We start from the raw sequence: 16,999 nt of genomic DNA on the forward strand, positions 1-16,999 counted from the left end.
GCAACGATTCAGAAACGGAATACAACTACGCCTATCTGGATGAAAGCACGAAGGGCATGATACGGCGCGCGATCCTGAAAGCGATTGCTATCCCCGGCCATCAGGTGCCGTTTGGCAGCCGGGAAATGCCCATGCCCTACGGCTGGGGCACTGGCGGTATTCAAATCACCGCCAGTATTATCGGGCCGGACGATACGCTTAAAGTGATCGATCAAGGTTCTGACGATACGACCAATGCGGTGTCGATCCGCGCTTTTTTCCGCAAGGTGACAAACGTGCCGACGACGGAAAAAACCAGCGACGCGACGCTGATTCAAACACGACACCGTATTCCTGAAACCTCGCTTAAGGAGGATCAGATCCTGGTTTTTCAGGTTCCGATTCCTGAGCCTTTGCGCTTTATTGAACCGCGCGAAACCGAGACGTGCAAAATGCATGCGCTGGAAGAATACGGCGTCATGCAGGTGAAACTCTACGAAGATATCGCCCGGTTTGGGCACATCGCCACGACCTATGCCTACCCGGTGAAAGTCAATCATCGCTATGTCATGGATCCTTCGCCGATCCCGAAATTCGATAACCCGAAGATGAATATGATGCCCGCGCTGCAACTGTTTGGTGCCGGGCGCGAAAAGCGGGTCTATGCCGTTCCACCGTATACCGTGGTGGAAAGCCTCGATTTTGACGATCACCCTTTCACAATACAGCAGTGGGACAAACCCTGTGAGCTGTGTGGTGCGCGCGACAGTTTCCTTGATGAAGTGGTAATGGATGATGACGGTACACGCATGTTCGTCTGCTCTGACACCGACTATTGCCAGCAGCGTCAAAGCCAGGGAGGAGAACCATCATGACGACGGACTATCACGCATCCGATGCCCCTCTGCTCGATGTGCAACACCTCACACATCTGTACGCGCCGGAAAAAGGCTTTCGCGATGTGTCGTTTCAACTGTGGCCGGGAGAGGTGTTAGGGATTGTTGGCGAATCGGGTTCAGGGAAGACGACGCTGCTGAATGCGATCTCTGCCCGTCTGGCACCGCAGGAAGGTGAGGTGATCTATCGCAACGCCGAGCAGCAGAGGCTCTCGATCTATGACATCAGCGAACGGCAACGGCGAGCGCTGGTGCGAACTGAATGGGGAATTGTCTGGCAGCACCCGCTGGCAGGGTTACGCCCCACTGTATCGGCGGGCGGCAATATCGGCGAACGGCTTATGGCCATCGGTCATCGGCACTATGGCGATATCCGCAGTAAAGCGGTGCAGTGGATGGAGAACGTGGAACTACCCGAAAACCGTCTGGACGATCTTCCAACCACCTTTTCCGGTGGGATGCAGCAACGCCTTCAGATTGCACGCAATCTGGTTACCGCACCGCGGCTGATATTTATGGATGAACCGACCGGTGGGTTAGACGTGTCGGTACAGGCGCGACTGCTCGATCTACTCAGGACGCTGGTTGTAGAGATGCAGCTTTCTGTCGTCATCGTGACGCACGATCTCGGGGTTGCCCGTCTGCTGTCACATCGCTTGCTGGTGATGCAACGCGGGCGGGTAGTCGAACAGGGGTTAACGGACAGGGTGCTCGACGATCCGAGTCATCCTTACACCCAGTTGCTCGTTTCTTCCATTCTGTAAATCCAGCCAAAAGGACGCTTGATGGATACTCAATTGCGCATCGAGAACGTTGATAAAACGTTCGTGTTATATAACCAGCAGGGCACGCGACTGCCGGTTTTCCACGATATCAGTCTGTCCGTGAAAGAGGGGGAATGCGTGGCGCTGCACGGGCATTCCGGGAGTGGGAAATCCACGCTGCTACGTTCGCTGTACGGTAACTATAAGCCCGACGGTGGCCATATCTGGGTACGCCATCGCGAACGTTGGGTGGATATCGTCAATGCGGACGCTCGCCATGTGTTGGAAATCCGTCGTGAAACGGTGGGCTGGGTAAGCCAGTTTCTGCGCGTTATTCCGCGTATTAGCACACTGAACGTGGTCATCCAGCCGTTACTGGAACGCGGCATGTCGCGTCAGGAAAGCGAGATACGCGCTGGCGAATTACTGACGCATCTGAACGTCCCTGAGCGGCTTTGGTCGCTCGCACCCGCCACCTTTTCTGGCGGTGAACAGCAGCGTATCAATATTGCTCGCGGATTTATTGGCGATTACCCGATTCTGTTGTTGGACGAACCAACGGCCTCGCTGGATGCTAAAAATCGACTGGCCGTCACACAGCTCATCGATGATGCAAAAAGCAAGGGGTGTGCTGTCGTCGGCATTTTTCACGATGATGAAGTGCGCCAACATGTCGCCGATCGCCTTTATACGATGACAATGACTTCCCGCACTCAGGAGAACGTAAATGATCATTAATAACGTCAATATGGTGCTCTCACAGGAAATCATTCATGGCTCATTGGAAGTGCGCAACGGCATCATTCACCACATCAGCGATAGGCCCAGCCGTCATCCCGGTGCGCTGGATGGTGAACAGGCCTGGCTTCTGCCGGGGCTTGTCGAGCTACATACGGATAATCTTGATAAATGTTTTACCCCGCGCCCCGGCGTTAACTGGCCCTCTGAGGCGGCGATGCGCAATCACGACGCGTTGATTATCTCCAGCGGGATCACTACCGTTCTGGATGCCGTTGCGGTTGGAGATGTACGCGATGGTGGGCATCGGCTTGAGAATCTGCTGCGTATGACGGATGCGGTGCTGTACAGCCAGCAACATGGCATCAATCGGGCCGATCATCATTTGCATCTGCGCTGCGAGCTACCGCATCAGGATACATTTCCCCTCTTTGAACAACTTGCGGGTATTCCACTGGTCGCGCTGGCATCATTAATGGATCACTCTCCGGGGCAGCGGCAATTTTCTTCCCAGGAGAAATATCATCAGTATTACAAAGGCAAGTATCACCTGAATGATGAACAAATGGCGGCGTTTGAAGAGGAGCAACTCGCTGGATCGCGCCGCTGGTCGCAGCCCAATCGGGAAGCGGTTGTCCATCTTTGTCACGAGAAAGGCATCACGCTAGCCAGCCATGACGATGCGACACCGGAACATATCGCCGAGTCCCACCAGCATCGTGTCGCTATTGCCGAATTCCCCACCACGGAGATCGCCGCACAGCAGGCGCATCGCGTCGGAATGAACGTACTGATGGGAGCGCCGAATGTCATCTGCGGCGGTTCTCATTCTGGCAATGTATCGGCACATCATCTGGCTACGCTTGGTGTGCTTCACATCCTGTCTTCGGACTATTATCCGGCCAGCCTGCTGGAGGCGGCGTTTATGATCGCAGAGGATGAGCGTAATGATTACGATCTGCCGCACGCGATTGCTCTTGTCAGTGGCAATCCGGCTCAGGTGCTGAAATTCAACGATCGTGGCTGTATTGAAGAAGGACGGCGAGCCGACCTGCTACTCGTCAAACGGAACGCGCCGCAAATGAAGCTGATGCGGGTGTGGCGTCAGGGTGTTCGGGTATTCTGATTATGACGAAACTCATCTACCTGATTGGCCCTTCCGGTGCAGGCAAAGACAGCCTGCTGCGGGCGATCCGCCAGTTGTCGCTGCCGCGCCTGCTGGTGGCGCACCGCTACATTACCCGCCCCGCAGAGATACAAGGAGAGAACCACATTGCACTCACCCCGGAGGAGTTTGCGAACCGCCAGCAGCTTGGCCTCTTCGCTCTCAGTTGGCAGGCGCATCAGTGCTATTACGGCATCGGGATAGAGATTGATGACTGGCTACAGCGGGGGAATGACGTCATCGTTAACGGTTCACGCGCTTACTTGGCTCAGGCGCGTGAACGCTACGGCAGTACGCTGTTTCCGATATGCCTGACCGTCTCCGAATCTGCACTGCGGCAGCGGCTACGCGCCAGAGGGCGAGAAAGTGAACAGCAAATTGCCACGCGCTTGCAGCGTGCCCAAGAAGAGCAGAGCCGCTTACAAAGCGATTGTGTTCTATTGAACAACGACGGCGATCTGCAACACACCTTATCTGTCTTTCAGTCGCTGCTGCCGCTCGGCCGAGCTTGCGCAGCACATCGCGAATAATAGTGCCGAATAGCAGGAGAAAGCCGATGGTAGTGAATAATGACGGGATTGTTTTTCACTTTCTGGGAACCGGCGGCGCGCAGCAGGTTCCCGCATTTGGCTGTGAATGTGAGATTTGCCAGCAGGCGCAACGCGATGAAAGCAAACGGCGTCGAGCCTGCTGCGCGGCAATCACAACCAAAGACAGCGTCATCCTGATTGATGCCGGGTTGCCTGAGCTATCGCCTTATCTGCTCCCCTATCCGCAACGACATATCCTGCTGACCCACTATCACATGGATCACGTTCAGGGATTATTTCCCCTGCGCTGGGGCTGCGGTAAGCCCATTCCGGTCTTTGGTCCACCTGATGAGGCGGGCTGCGACGACCTCTTTAAGCATCCGGGGATCCTACATTTTCAAAAGCCTCTGATGGTTTTCCAGCCCTTTGAACTGGACGGTATCAGGATCACGCCGGTTCCCTTAATCCATTCTAAATTGACTTACGGCTACCTCATCCAGACACCGACGCATACGCTGGCCTACCTGACCGACACCATCGGTCTACCGCCTGAAACTACTCAGTTTCTCTCAGCGCACTCGCTGGATTATGCGGTTGTCGATTGCAGCCATTCTCCCCAGACGACGCCTCCACGTAACCACAATGATGTCACTCGCACATTGGAGATCTTTACCCAACTTAATCCTAAACAACTGTATCTGACCCACATCGGCCACGAACTGGATCGCTGGCTCCAAACGCAAACGCTGCTGCCTGAGAATGTTCATGCTGCTTGTGATGGGGCTGAGTTGGGGTTGTAAGGATGGGGTCACCTATAACGCTCATTGCTCCACATATCGCGGCGCTAAAATCTGACATGCCGATTGCCTTGCACTGCTGAGACCCGCGCGACGGGTGCATGTGGGTGTCGGATCGTCATGGCCTGCGCTTTATCCTGAACGGCGAAATTTCACTCTTTATTCACTACATTGAAATAATTATCTAATGAAAATATTTAAAATCAAATAATAATAAAATAAATATTTTGAGAAAATTACTGACGTGAAAATTTATATTTTATAAGTTAATGAACATGGCTAGTGGACACTAGCAGTTTGTGCGCTTTGCTAAAAAAAACTTGAGATTGATCTGATTGTTATTTTAAATTTTGTTTAAGTGATATATCATCCGGCACGGAAAAGCGGCAATAATAAAAAACTTAATGGATTATGATTAAAAAGTGTCTACTAATCAGATAAACATTTCCTATGGGAATGACTTTTTTGTTATTAAATTGATGGACTTTTTATCAATTAATTTAGCATTAATAGTCAGCGCTAGGCTATTTTTGATGGGCGATTTCGATGATGTAATTATAATTAGCCTGCTATTCTCAACCTCTTTTTTACTTATTGGAGAATATACCGGGCTATATCACCATAGTCTTAAAAATATGCAGCCTGGTGGGCGGCGAAGACTGTGGGGATCCGCATTATTGTCGGTCATCTTTGTGGAGGCGGTCAGGAATTATACCGGTGCGCTGTATTCGCTGGGTCTATTGCATCAACTCGATAATATATATTTTTCCGCAATGCTGTACTGGTATATTCTTTCGCTATGTAGTCTCTATATTACGCGTTTAATTACGTTTAAATTTACGACTAAAAAGCGGATGCGAATTGCTATTGTGGGATTAACGCCCGGTGGGTTAGCGGCGGAAAAAGCATTGCTTAAAGAGTATGCCAACATGCAGTTAGAATTGGCTTTTTACGACGATCGTAGCCCATCCCGTTGTGGCTATCTGTATAAGAGCCAATTTAAAGGCAAAGTGAGCGAGCTGGTTGAAGACGCTAAAGCGGGCAGAGTGGATGAGATTTATATTGCGCTGCCAATGGTTGCGCTACAACGCATTCGTTATTTTCTGTCGATGATGTCCGATACGACGGTAGATACCTACATCATTCCCGATCTTTATTCCTACAGCTCATACGTATCGCAGTTTCGCTCTATCAATAATATTCAGACTATCAGTATTTTCAGATCGCCGTTTGATGGTATTGGCTCGGTGATTAAGCGCGTTGAGGATTTAGTGATTGGCGGCGTTATTACGCTGATGATTTCGCCATTGCTGCTGGTGATTGCTATTGGTATCAAACTGACGTCACGGGGGCCGGTGTTATTCAAGCAGGATCGTTACGGCCTGAGTGGCAACAAAATCAAAGTGTGGAAATTCCGCTCGATGCATGTGATGGAAAACGCCGGCGTTGTGACGCAGGCGACTAAAAACGATCCGCGCGTTACGCGTTTTGGCGCATTTTTACGCCGCACGTCGCTGGATGAACTGCCGCAATTTTTCAATGTATTACAAGGGACGATGTCGATTATTGGCCCGCGTCCTCATGCCGTCGTACATAACGAGCAGTATCGCCAGCTCGTCGAAAATTACATGATTCGCCATAAAGTGAAGCCTGGAATTTCAGGCTTGGCGCAGGTTAATGGTTATCGCGGCGAAGTGGATACCCTCGATAAAATGGAAAAACGGGTTCACTACGATATTGCCTATATTCAGAGCTGGTCCTTTTGGTTGGATATCAAAATTATCTTTAGAACCATTTTCAAAGGCTTTATCGGTGAAAATGCGTACTAAATTGATCATTGCCGCCGGAATGATCATCCCCCATCCCTCTTGGGCTGACCTGATACCAAAATCGCATATCGGCGTCGCCGGTATTGATTTTCAAAGCCAGGTGGGTCTGGACTATGGGCATGAGAATAACGTGACCTATCAGGCTGACGATCAGGATACGGTGAGTTCTAATTTTCAGAGCATCAGGCCAATAATTAAGGCCATTGGCGCGCGTTATCAGGATCAATATCTGTTGATGTATTCCGGTGATTATCGTCGTTACTACAGCGATCCGGCGGATAATTACACCGACCATGTCTTTCGCTTTAATGGCGCATGGCGCTACGGGTTGAGGCATGGATTAACGCTCAGTCTTGAGGAGGCGCTTGGGCATGAAGTGCGCGGGCGCGGTATTACCGAAGGTTTTCGACCACAACAGTTCAGCGATTTCGGTATCCATTCGCCGCTGAGTACCGCACTTTTCAACAGTGAATTACGTTATAGCTATGGCGCGCTGAAAGGGCGCGGTAAAGCTGACGTCGCGCTGCTGTTTAGAAAACTGCGGTTAGGCCGAACGGAGAATATTAAAAATACCAATATTGATTTTTATAACTATGTTCTTGGGCAGGAATGGCACGAGAACGGTTTGATCGCCGAATTATCTGATCAATACACGTCGGCAACGCGTTTTCGCTACCGTTTTATTGGTAATCAGCGGCGTTATGAAATCGATCCGCAAAAAGATAATGATGAATATTATCTGGAATACGGCATTAAATCGCAGCTTACGGGAAAAACCGGTATTGATGCCAATGTGTCCTGGCTATACAAGACATTCGATAATAACCCGAACGCCAGGAATTTTAGCGGGGTAAACTGGGATATTCAGACGGAGTGGAAACCACTTAAACAATCCGTTTTTACCGTACATACGTCGCAGCATATCAAAGACCCGTCAGAAATCGGCGGCTATATCCTGGCTTCTCAATACGGCATCTCTTATCAGCATTTTTGGCTCGTCGATCGTTTCTCCACCACGTTTGACTATTCATACCTGACGGACGTTTACAAGAATTACCCGCGAGATCGTAAAGACAGAAACAGGGGGGTCACATTCGCCATGAGTTATAACTTCAGGCCCTCTATTAACGTTGAATTAAAGTATCAACTGAACACGCTACGTTCCAATCAAGATAGCGATTCTTTTTTTATTGGCCCTAACGGCGATCGCCAGGTCGTTAGAATGCTGGGCCGTGATAACTCTCTGATTATGTTTACGGCTAAGGTACAGATCTAACGTGAAAATAATAAAACTGTGCATTTTTCTGTGCCTCAGCGTCTGGCTGGTGGGATGCTCCCTGTCGAGCCAACGGCAAATGGACAACCCTGAAAGCGAAACCACCGGTTATCAGTTAGATGAAGGCGATGCTGTAAATATTCTGGTGTACGGCGAGCCGGAGATGACGATGAAGTTCATGCTGGATAAAAGCGGCGCGATTACCTTCCCCTACATTGGTCAACTGGTGCTGAAAGGGAAAACACCAGAGCAGGTGGGTGAGGAGTTGGCTAATCGCCTGCGCGGCGACTATCTGCAAAATCCGATGGTGACGGTCAGCGTCGCCGAGTTCCGGAAATTCTATATCACCGGTGAAGTCGAGAAACCGAACGGGTATGCCTACGAGCCGGGCTTAACCGTTGAAAAAGCGCTGGCGTTAGCCGGCGGGTTTACCGATCGCGCAGACCGCAAGGATGTAGGTATTCGTCTGTCGAATAGCAATCAACTGATTGAAAATGTTGATGTAAGGCGCGTCGTTCATCCGGGCGACACCGTGATTGTCGGTATGAGCTTTTTCTGACCATGAGTTTATCTATCGTGGAAAATGGCAGAAAACTGGAAAGCACCATCGATTTCTCCAGGTTTGCCCAAGAGATCAAACAGAACGGCTGGAAGATCATGCTGGCTTGCCTGATTGTGGCGGTAGTGGCTTACCCGCTGATTAGCATGATCACGCCCAAATATGTGTCGACCGCAACGGTACTGCTTAAAGCGCAACAGGATAACGTTTCGCCTTTGCCGCAGGTCGATGGTTATGATTCCACCCGTAGCGGCTATTACGAAACCCAGTATGCGTTGATGCAGTCGCGTATTGTGCTGGAACAAGCCGTGCGGGACATCAAGCTGGATCAAAACCCGGCGTTTAACGGCGATACAGACAAAAACGCGGATCACCGTGGCGATGAGCAACAGCGGGTCGATCACGCGCTGGATACGATAGTGAAAAATCTCACTATCACCGGTGTTCGCACCACGCACCTCGCCACTATCTCATATGAATCGGCGTCGCCTGAGCTGGCGGCCAACATCGCTAACGGCGCGGCGCAGGCATTTATTGACTATACGGCCAGGCAAAAGCACCTCAAGACACTGAAAGCCAAAGCGTTGAATCAAAAACAGATGGAAGAGGTGTGGCAGCAAGTCGTCGAGCAACAGGCCGCTATCGACCAGTTTCTTAAGAAAGAAGGGCTGCTGACTTTCCGCGGTGTAGATGGCTTCGAAACTGAACAACTGGGGATCGTCACCACCAAGTTAGCGGATGCCACCCAGCGTCGTATCAGGGCGGAAACGAACTACAACAGCGTGCGTTTGAACGTGGGTACGTCGCTGGAAAACATCATTTCTTTGCCTGATATTTCTAATCATGCCCAAATTCAGGATTTGCGCATTGCGCTGATTCAGACTCGGCGTTCTTTATACGAGTTACGGAAACGCTACGGGCTGAAGCATACCAAAATTTTAGAAGCCGAAGCCCAGGTTCAGGCGATTGAAGAGCAGACCCACACCGTGTTACTTGAACTGAAAACGGGGCTGAATAAGCAGTATCAGGCGGCGTTGAGGGATGAAACATATTATCAGCAACTGCTGGAGCAACAGAAAGCGGATTTCCAAACGCTGGCGTCTAAACGTGATGAATACAACAACCTGACCACCGCGCTGGATAAAACAAAAGAGCTGTATAAGGCGCTCTATCAGCGCACCAAAGAGCAGACGCTGGCGGGTAACTATTTAGAGCCGGACGCGATACTTTACGACCCTGCCGTGCTGGCTGACCACCCGTCGAAACCCAATAAAGCGATGCTGCTGGTGATGGTTGTCATGCTAACCCTGATTTTTTCGGTGGTTTACTTCATCGTGAGAGCCGCGCTGGATAATTCAATCAACAGTATCAGCCAGATGAAAAAGCGCTTGAATGTGGTGCCGGTGGGGGAAATTCGCACCCTCGCCAGTGGCGTGGAGCGCTCAAAGGTTGTGCGTTTGATCACTACAGCGCCGCTGGACGCCGATATTGTCCATAGCATGCGAACCCACATTTTGTTATCGCATCCATCCTGCCAGGCTATTGCCATCAATTCGGCAGAGCATGGCGAAGGGCGATCGTTGCTGGCGCATTTGCTGGCGACATCTTTCAGCACTGACCAAAAAACGCTGCTTATCGACCTGGATTTCTTTAACGACGACGGGCTGACGCAAGACCTGGCATCCCCTTCCGCTATTGGTGTGGCGGACCTGCTGCAAGGGCAATCACCGTTGGATGCTGCACTGGTGACAATCAGTGAAAATTTAAGCTTCCTGCCGCGTGGCAATGCCGTGATGTCTTCTTTGCTGATGCTGTCGTCCGAGCATGTCGTGACGTTGATGGCCGAGCTGAGAACACGCTATCAGCGAATTATCGTTGACGTAGCCGCAGTGAATCAAACGCAGGATAGTCAACTCATTAGCCGGGTAATCGACGGGGTGGTTTTTGTGCTGAAAGCCGGCGAGTGGCGTGCGGGCGATGTGCTTAATGCCATTGAGAAAGTTAAACAGCACCGCGCGGTGCTGATTGGCGCGGTAATGAATCGGGTTGCGGATAAAAACCTCGAAACCAAAGAGGGGATACGTTCCCTGAACCATCGCATGAATGCGCTAATCAACAGTACCGGTCACCTGTGAGTGTATTTGAAAGATGAGTTTACTAAAAAGCGTTTCTACCATTGCGGGTTCATCGGTGGTTTCACAACTGATTGGCGCGCTGTCTATCTGGCTGATTTCGCATAAATACAACATGGCCGAGGTGGGGATCTACGCGCTGAGTTACAGCATCGTGTTGGTGGGGGCGCAGGTCTGTACCTTTGCCTCGCAACTGCTGATTCCGAAACAGCAAGACAGTGAACTGGCGCAGAGTGTGGTGTTCAGCACACTGCAAAGTCTGCTTACCGCAGTGCCCTATGCGATGTTGACCGCATGGCTGTTTCAGAGAAATGTATTCTTTCTCTACCTACTCACGCTATCCTATGCGCTGGTGCTGATCTCGGAGAATTTGTCGCTGCGCGAGGGTAACTACCGTTTTCTCGCCTTTCAGCGACTCGCCGTCTCGGTGGTGGTCGTGCTTTCGCTGGTGTTCACTTCACATACCACCGCATTTTATTGGTCCTGGGCCTGCGCCATGATAGTGCTGGTTAGCGGCTGTATTCTGTTCTCGTTCAATATTCACACCATTACGCTTGGACATTTTAGTCCGCAACGTAATAGGGCTTTCTTTCATCAGCATGCTCATCACCTCACCCGTGTTGGCAGCGCCGAAGTGCTGGCGATGGTTAATAGTAATCTGCCGGTTATGTTGATTAATTTTTGGTTTTCCGCGTTGACGGCGGGGTATTTTTCGGTGGTGAGCCGTTTTTGTTTGTCTCCGGTGGTGATTATCGGCAATGCGGTGCGTCATTCTGTTTTTTCAACCTGGTCTGCCGATTTTAGAAATAAACGTTTCAACTATGATGAGTTCAAAAAAATTCGTCTGGTATTATTGATGGCGGGGGTGGTTTGCACATTAGGGGTGTTTATTTTCTATCCGTTGGTGATGCATCTGTTTTTTAGCGAGGAGTGGATTAATTCCATTCCAACCTCTCGCTATATGTTGCCTTATTTATTTCCAGCGCTGGCGGTGTGTCCGCTGACGGTGATTGAGTTAATATTTGGCTCTCATCGCTATTTTTTGCGTATTCAATTAGAGCAATTGAGTGTGGTATTAATCGCATTTGTGATTGTGCCTTATTTTTATAATCACTATGCCGCATCAATGATTCTTTTTTCTGTGCTGACGTTTGTACGCTACGCGTTTATTTATCTCAAAGTAAACAAACGTGCTAATGGGCTGAAAAATATGATGTCAGAACCATGAGCTTGAATACCGGGCTTTACCTACAGGTTTATGTTGTTATCACGTTGGTATTCTGCGGACTGACGCAGTATTTCACCGGTTTGCTGGCGGTGCTGTGGTTGCCATTTATTTTGGCGCTGAACATGGTGGGGTTGCTGATTATGCAGACTCGCTACGATAGATTGCATTTGGATACGCAGGAATTGATGGTTCTCACGCTTTACCTCTCTTTTCTGGCGATGGCGGGATTATCTACCCTGCTACAGGGCGGAATAACTGTCGCTATCGTTGGGTTTAAAAATGAGATTGCATTGTCGCTGATGATGTTTTGCCTGCTGCTAGGTTTTTGCCGCGAATCACAGATTTATCGCGTGACCCGCAGTTTGTATTGGGTGTTCTACGCGCAGTTCCCGGTGGTGATTTATCAGGTGTTGTTTGTTTTGCCGCGGCGGGTGGCATTGCGGGGAGAAGACGAAAAATGGGACTCGGTAGTCGGCACTTTCGGCGGCGACCCGATGGGCGGGGGAAATACTGCGGCGATGGGGTTGTTCTGTCTGTTGATTATGCTGCTGAAAGTCTCGGAATTTAAACATGGATTGACGTCGTTTAAATCCACGGTGCTACATATCGTTTTAGGGTTTAGCTTGTGTATCCTAGGAGAAGTGAAATTTGTGATCCTGGTTTCACCGTTATTATTGGCCTGGGTTTGGTTAATGCCGAGCTACATCAAAGGTATGAATAACGTAAACCTGAAAGCGATTTTGCTGATTTTCACCGGCATGGCGTTATTGATTACCGTGGCGATTACCATTTTAGCCTCGGGCTACTCCTCGGCGTTTGGCGGCGATCCGACGAAAAGCGCGATGAGCGTATTTCTGGATTCATTGAATTATATTTTTGATACCAACTACATTATGGAGTCCGGTGAGCTTGGGCGTCTTACTACGCTATTTTTCTGGCTGAAAAATCACGATATGTGGGGGATCTCCGGCACATTGTTTGGCTATGGATTAAATGCGACAAATAGCGGCAGCGCTGTCTCTCCCGGTTTTTTGAATATCATCTATAACCTGATCATCGATTCAACCTCATTAAGTGTGCTGCTATGGGAAGTCGGTGTGGTTGGAACGCTATTTTTTATCGGGTTAATTATTTATATCTTAATCATTGCGCAGCCAAAGCCGGTACTAGATCGTAATAAAATAGACCAACAGGACCTGCAACTGCTGAGTTTTTCTCCGGCCTTTAACGTTTTTGCAGTTGGGTGCCTGTTGAGTCTGCCTTATAGCCAGATCCTGATGATTATTCCCATGCTGCAATTCCTGTTTTATTTATCTCTGGGCTCAAGTCTGGTGATTCGCCATTCTGTCTGTCGTTATATCGGAAAACCGTATGAGTGATAAACCTTTTATTTCAGTGAGTATTAAGACATTCAATGAGGCGGAATGCATCGAAAAAACCATCGACAGTATTCGTCGCCATATTGTGGATTACCCCCATAAAATCATTGTTGCCGATAGCTTATCAACCGACAACACGCAGCAGCTTGCCAGCGCCAAAGGCGTTACCGTGGTGGCGCTGACTGAACCATCCGAACGCTGCTGCGGTGTGGGGCATCAGCTTGGCTATCTGTACAGCCAGGGGGATTATTTGCTGCTGATGGACGGCGATATGGAACTGGAAGATGGCTTTATTGAGCAGGGCATCGCATTTTTAACCGCACACCCTGATTACGCCGGCGTAGCGGGAACGGTAGAGATGGATGGCGCGGCGAACTATGAGTTTACATCACGTAAACAGCGCCTTCATAAAATATATCCGTTGGGCGACTGCGGTCATTTAGGCGGTGGGGGCTTATATCGCCGCTCGGCAATTGAAAAAATAGGTTATCTCACCAACCGCAGCTTGCATGGGTATGAAGAGGCTGAATTAGGCATTCGTCTGCGCTATGCCCAATATAAATTACATCGACTTAATGTGCCTTATTTCCGTCACACGTCGTACACCATGCCAACATATAAAATGCTGCAATATCGTTGGCGGAACGGTTTTCTCTGGGCACCGGGCGAACTTTTACGCAGCGCATGGGGGATGCCTTATTTCCGTGAGGCATTGCATATCGTTAAAAACGAGGCGGTATTTGCGGTTTATCTGCTGGCGCTGTTGATGAGTTTATTGACGTTTAACGCCGCGCTTATTGGTGCCGCGTTGCTGCCGTTACTTGCTTTTGTGGCATTAAAAACGATTAAGAACCGTTCACTGTTGAGCGGGGTACAGAGTGTGATGAATCTGGCTGTATTTTCTGCGGGATTAATAAAAGGGTTAACCAGACCCGTGCGCGACCCTATGACACCACCAAATAGCAAGGTTATTCATGAATAGGCAGGTATGATGAAAGTCTTATTGGTCAATAAATTTTTCTATATTAAGGGCGGCGCTGAAACGGTTTATTTTCAAGAGATTGATATGTTGAAAAAGGCTGGCGTTGACGTTATCGCTTTCTCTATGCAGCATGAAAATAACTTCCCGTCAGACTACGCACCCTATTTTGTCGGCAATGTGGATTATCATCAAAACAGCAGCGCGATTGGGGCAATTAAAACCGCGGTTAACTTTATCCATAATGCTGAGGCATGTAAGAAATTGCTGGTGTTACTGCGTAAAGAAAAGCCGGATATTGTTCATTTTCACAATATCTACCACCAGCTCACGCCGTCGTTGATTAAAATTGCCCGTCAGTTTGGGTGTAAAACTGTGCTAACGGCTCATGACTACAAGATTATCTGCCCTTCGTACACCATGCTGCGCGATGGCAAAGTCTGTGATGCCTGTTTAACCGGTTCGGTATTTAACGCTTTTAAATATCGCTGCCAGCAAGGTTCTGCATCGAAAAGTTTGCTGCTTTCGTTAGAAGGTGCCTGGCAGAATGTTGCCAAAAACTATCAGGCGCTGGATGTGATCGTTTCGCCTAGCGAATTTCTGCGTAACCAATTAATGCGCAAGCTGCCGAATGTTCGTATTGATGTGATTGTGAACGGCATTAATGACAGCCTGCCGACGGAGGAGGTTAAAGACGACGGTTATTTGCTGTTTATTGGTCGCCTGAGTCGGGAGAAAGGCGTTGCTACGCTTGCCAGAGCGCATCAGCAAATGCGGAATAAAATTCCGTTAAAAATTGCGGGTAACGGGCCATTGTATAACGATTTGGTCGCGCAATTTCCGCATGCGGAATTCCTGGGCTATAAACAGCAGGGCGAAGAACTTAACCGGCTGATTAAATACGCACGCGCGGTGGTGGTTCCTTCCGAATACTATGAAAACTGTTCAATGTCGGTACTGGAGTCGATGGCATTCGCTAAACCGGTGGTAGGCGGGCGTATTGGCGGTATACCTGAACAAATTCGCGATAAGGTAGACGGCATTTTATTCGAACCCGGTAATGTGCAGGCATTAGCCGATGTGCTGGATGACCTGGCGTTGAATCCGCAAAAAGCCAGAGAAATGGGATTAAATGCGCGTCAACGTCTTTGCGAAAAATATTCATTGCGTAAACACACCGAATCTCTCTTGGCGCTTTATCAGGAAATATTAATCAAAAAATAATATGACTACGAAAATTACCGTTCTGGGAACACGTGGTATTCCAAACGTGTTGGGGGGCGTGGAAACACATTGCCAAAATTTATATCCGACGATTAAACAGCAATTCGACGTAGATATTTGTGTTCTCGCACGTTCACCTTATGTTAATTATAAAAAATCACAATATCGAGGCGTGATGACTCGCGCTTTATTTGCGCCGAAAAAGCGTTCATTAGAGGCTATCGTTCATTCGGTGCTGGCGGCATTTATCACCTGTTTTGATCAGTCCACGGTGGTGCATGTTCACGCCATTGGCCCAGGACTGGTGGTGCCGCTTTTGCGTTTGCTGGGTAAAAAAGTAGTTTTTACTCATCATGGCCCGGATTATGACCGCCAGAAATGGGGGGGGCTGGCAAAGAAAATTTTATTGCTGGGTGAAAAGGTTGCAGTGAAATATGCCAATGAAGTGATTGTGATCTCCGAAGTAATTAATAATATGATCAAGCAGAAATATAGCCGCGATGATGCCCATCTTATCTATAACGGTGTGAATCTACCCCAGCGACTCACTGCGGACGTTATCAATCAAACATTGGTGCGTTTTTCTCTTCAGCCACAACACTATTTGGTTGCGGTTGGCCGCTTCGTGGAAGAAAAAGGCCTGCATGATCTTATTGCGGCCTATCAGCAATCGGGCGTCACGATGCCGCTGGTTCTAGTTGGCGATGCCGATCACCCCACTGCGTATAGCATGCGATTAAAGCAGTTAGCCCATGAAACCCCAAATGTGATCCTGACCGGATTTTTAACCGGCCAGGAACTACAAACTGTTTTTTCACAGGCTAAACTCTTTGTGATGTCTTCATATCATGAAGGGTTACCCATTGCGTTGCTGGAGGCCATGTCATTCTCATTGCCTGTCGTAGTCAGCAATATTCCAGCCAATCTGGAGGTGAAATTAGCGCCAGAAACGTATTTCAATGTAGGAGATGTGGCGGATTTATCCGAAAAAATTACATTGCGCTCTAAATCGTTATCTGTTGATTACTCTGAATATTTACAAAGGTATAATTGGCAACACATCGCGCAACAAACGATGGCCGTTTACACCGCAGTAAATAAATCAATAGGTTAATAGTGAACGAATCGAATAAACGCCCGTTAGTCATTGAGCGCTTCTATGAAGCTCTTGATGGAAAAACCGATACAGAACTTACCTCGGAACAGCGGCTGGCCGTTGAGCAAGCGGTGCTGTCGATTACGGCATCTTCAATGCATTGGGTCGACGTGCGTAAGAGTTTCCCTTTTTTGAACAGGCGCTATTACTTCGTTTTTTTGTTCGGTCTGGATCACCGCAAGCGTCCACGCAAAGAGTCAACGCTATTTCGTATACTGCTGACCGCGTTGATCCTGCTTATCGGCTTGTTCTGCACGTTTGCGACGCTATTGACGCTATACATGATTAAGTCTGCCTTGGGTATTGATATTTTCCCACAGTTCCACTTAGGAATTTGGGATTGGTGGCTCAGCCTGAAGGATCACTGA

16 protein-coding genes are annotated in these 16,999 nt (G+C 49.1%); all 16 read left to right on the top strand.

Features of this window, described 5'->3' with window-relative positions; genetic code table 11:
* Nucleotides 1-56 precede the first annotated feature (56 nt).
* The 16 genes from A7983_RS10815 (at nucleotide 57) to A7983_RS10890 (ending at nucleotide 16,999) form a co-directional block, all read left to right on the top strand.
* Nucleotides 57-854: an alpha-D-ribose 1-methylphosphonate 5-phosphate C-P-lyase PhnJ gene (locus A7983_RS10815; RefSeq protein WP_043885433.1), complete on the top strand. Its 798-nt coding sequence runs from the start codon at nucleotides 57-59 to the stop codon at nucleotides 852-854.
* On the top strand, nucleotides 851-1,639 hold the full coding sequence (gene phnK, locus A7983_RS10820) for a phosphonate C-P lyase system protein PhnK (protein ID WP_005971014.1): 789 nt from the start codon (nucleotides 851-853) through the stop codon (nucleotides 1,637-1,639). The genes A7983_RS10815 and phnK overlap by 4 nt, the downstream gene beginning before the upstream one ends.
* Before the next feature lie 21 nt (nucleotides 1,640-1,660).
* Nucleotides 1,661-2,377, top strand: coding sequence for a phosphonate C-P lyase system protein PhnL (gene phnL / locus A7983_RS10825; RefSeq protein WP_005971012.1), 717 nt, complete (start codon nucleotides 1,661-1,663; stop codon nucleotides 2,375-2,377).
* Nucleotides 2,367-3,503 (top strand): alpha-D-ribose 1-methylphosphonate 5-triphosphate diphosphatase, encoded by a 1,137-nt coding sequence (gene phnM, locus A7983_RS10830; RefSeq protein ID WP_005971010.1) that lies wholly within the window; start codon nucleotides 2,367-2,369, stop codon nucleotides 3,501-3,503. The genes phnL and phnM overlap by 11 nt, the downstream gene beginning before the upstream one ends.
* A gap of 2 nt (nucleotides 3,504-3,505) precedes the next feature.
* Nucleotides 3,506-4,072, top strand: a complete 567-nt coding sequence (gene phnN, locus A7983_RS10835) for a ribose 1,5-bisphosphokinase (protein ID WP_005971008.1) — start codon at nucleotides 3,506-3,508, stop codon at nucleotides 4,070-4,072.
* 26 nt (nucleotides 4,073-4,098) lie between these two features.
* The gene (gene phnP, locus A7983_RS10840; RefSeq protein ID WP_005971006.1) at nucleotides 4,099-4,872 is read left to right on the top strand and encodes a phosphonate metabolism protein PhnP; all 774 of its coding nucleotides are present in this window, start codon (nucleotides 4,099-4,101) and stop codon (nucleotides 4,870-4,872) included.
* A gap of 419 nt (nucleotides 4,873-5,291) precedes the next feature.
* Nucleotides 5,292-6,698: an undecaprenyl-phosphate glucose phosphotransferase gene (locus A7983_RS10845; RefSeq protein ID WP_081503810.1), complete on the top strand. Its 1,407-nt coding sequence runs from the start codon at nucleotides 5,292-5,294 to the stop codon at nucleotides 6,696-6,698.
* Nucleotides 6,688-7,974 (top strand): outer membrane beta-barrel protein, encoded by a 1,287-nt coding sequence (locus A7983_RS10850; protein WP_005971002.1) that lies wholly within the window; start codon nucleotides 6,688-6,690, stop codon nucleotides 7,972-7,974. The genes A7983_RS10845 and A7983_RS10850 overlap by 11 nt, the downstream gene beginning before the upstream one ends.
* Nucleotide 7,975: 1 nt before the next feature.
* Entirely contained in the window at nucleotides 7,976-8,533 is a 558-nt protein-coding gene (locus A7983_RS10855; protein ID WP_039479093.1) for a polysaccharide biosynthesis/export family protein, read from the top strand.
* Nucleotides 8,534-8,535: 2 nt separating this feature from the next.
* Complete coding sequence (locus A7983_RS10860; RefSeq protein ID WP_005970998.1) at nucleotides 8,536-10,668, top strand: GumC family protein; 2,133 nt, start codon at nucleotides 8,536-8,538, stop codon at nucleotides 10,666-10,668.
* 13 nt (nucleotides 10,669-10,681) lie between these two features.
* Nucleotides 10,682-11,893, top strand: a complete 1,212-nt coding sequence (locus A7983_RS10865; protein WP_039479095.1) for a lipopolysaccharide biosynthesis protein — start codon at nucleotides 10,682-10,684, stop codon at nucleotides 11,891-11,893.
* Nucleotides 11,890-13,272, top strand: coding sequence for a hypothetical protein (locus A7983_RS10870; protein ID WP_005970997.1), 1,383 nt, complete (start codon nucleotides 11,890-11,892; stop codon nucleotides 13,270-13,272). The genes A7983_RS10865 and A7983_RS10870 overlap by 4 nt, the downstream gene beginning before the upstream one ends.
* Nucleotides 13,265-14,254 carry a glycosyltransferase family 2 protein gene (locus tag A7983_RS10875; RefSeq protein WP_005970996.1) on the top strand — a complete coding sequence of 330 codons (990 nt, stop codon included), beginning with the start codon at nucleotides 13,265-13,267 and terminating at the stop codon, nucleotides 14,252-14,254. The genes A7983_RS10870 and A7983_RS10875 overlap by 8 nt, the downstream gene beginning before the upstream one ends.
* 9 nt (nucleotides 14,255-14,263) lie before the next feature.
* Nucleotides 14,264-15,475 carry a glycosyltransferase family 4 protein gene (locus A7983_RS10880; RefSeq protein WP_005970994.1) on the top strand — a complete coding sequence of 404 codons (1,212 nt, stop codon included), beginning with the start codon at nucleotides 14,264-14,266 and terminating at the stop codon, nucleotides 15,473-15,475.
* A gap of 1 nt (nucleotide 15,476) precedes the next feature.
* Nucleotides 15,477-16,589, top strand: coding sequence for a glycosyltransferase family 4 protein (locus A7983_RS10885; protein ID WP_005970993.1), 1,113 nt, complete (start codon nucleotides 15,477-15,479; stop codon nucleotides 16,587-16,589).
* 2 nt (nucleotides 16,590-16,591) lie between these two features.
* The gene (locus A7983_RS10890; RefSeq protein WP_005970992.1) at nucleotides 16,592-16,999 is read left to right on the top strand and encodes a hypothetical protein; all 408 of its coding nucleotides are present in this window, start codon (nucleotides 16,592-16,594) and stop codon (nucleotides 16,997-16,999) included.

Source organism: Pectobacterium wasabiae CFBP 3304 (genome assembly GCF_001742185.1).
GTDB classification, from domain to species: Bacteria; Pseudomonadota; Gammaproteobacteria; order Enterobacterales; family Enterobacteriaceae; genus Pectobacterium; species Pectobacterium wasabiae.

What these genes read in the sequence shown, in the direction of transcription:
- A7983_RS10815 (WP_043885433.1), top strand. Translation starts at nt 57, where the DNA reads ATGATACGGCGCGCGATCCTGAAAGCGATTGCTATCCCCGGCCATCAG.
- phnK (WP_005971014.1), top strand. Translation starts at nt 851, where the DNA reads ATGACGACGGACTATCACGCATCCGATGCCCCTCTGCTCGATGTGCAA.
- phnL (WP_005971012.1), top strand. Translation starts at nt 1,661, where the DNA reads ATGGATACTCAATTGCGCATCGAGAACGTTGATAAAACGTTCGTGTTA.
- phnM (WP_005971010.1), top strand. Translation starts at nt 2,367, where the DNA reads ATGATCATTAATAACGTCAATATGGTGCTCTCACAGGAAATCATTCAT.
- phnN (WP_005971008.1), top strand. Translation starts at nt 3,506, where the DNA reads ATGACGAAACTCATCTACCTGATTGGCCCTTCCGGTGCAGGCAAAGAC.
- phnP (WP_005971006.1), top strand. Translation starts at nt 4,099, where the DNA reads ATGGTAGTGAATAATGACGGGATTGTTTTTCACTTTCTGGGAACCGGC.
- A7983_RS10850 (WP_005971002.1), top strand. Translation starts at nt 6,688, where the DNA reads ATGCGTACTAAATTGATCATTGCCGCCGGAATGATCATCCCCCATCCC.
- A7983_RS10860 (WP_005970998.1), top strand. Translation starts at nt 8,536, where the DNA reads ATGAGTTTATCTATCGTGGAAAATGGCAGAAAACTGGAAAGCACCATC.
- A7983_RS10865 (WP_039479095.1), top strand. Translation starts at nt 10,682, where the DNA reads ATGAGTTTACTAAAAAGCGTTTCTACCATTGCGGGTTCATCGGTGGTT.
- A7983_RS10870 (WP_005970997.1), top strand. Translation starts at nt 11,890, where the DNA reads ATGAGCTTGAATACCGGGCTTTACCTACAGGTTTATGTTGTTATCACG.
- A7983_RS10875 (WP_005970996.1), top strand. Translation starts at nt 13,265, where the DNA reads ATGAGTGATAAACCTTTTATTTCAGTGAGTATTAAGACATTCAATGAG.
- A7983_RS10880 (WP_005970994.1), top strand. Translation starts at nt 14,264, where the DNA reads ATGAAAGTCTTATTGGTCAATAAATTTTTCTATATTAAGGGCGGCGCT.
- A7983_RS10885 (WP_005970993.1), top strand. Translation starts at nt 15,477, where the DNA reads ATGACTACGAAAATTACCGTTCTGGGAACACGTGGTATTCCAAACGTG.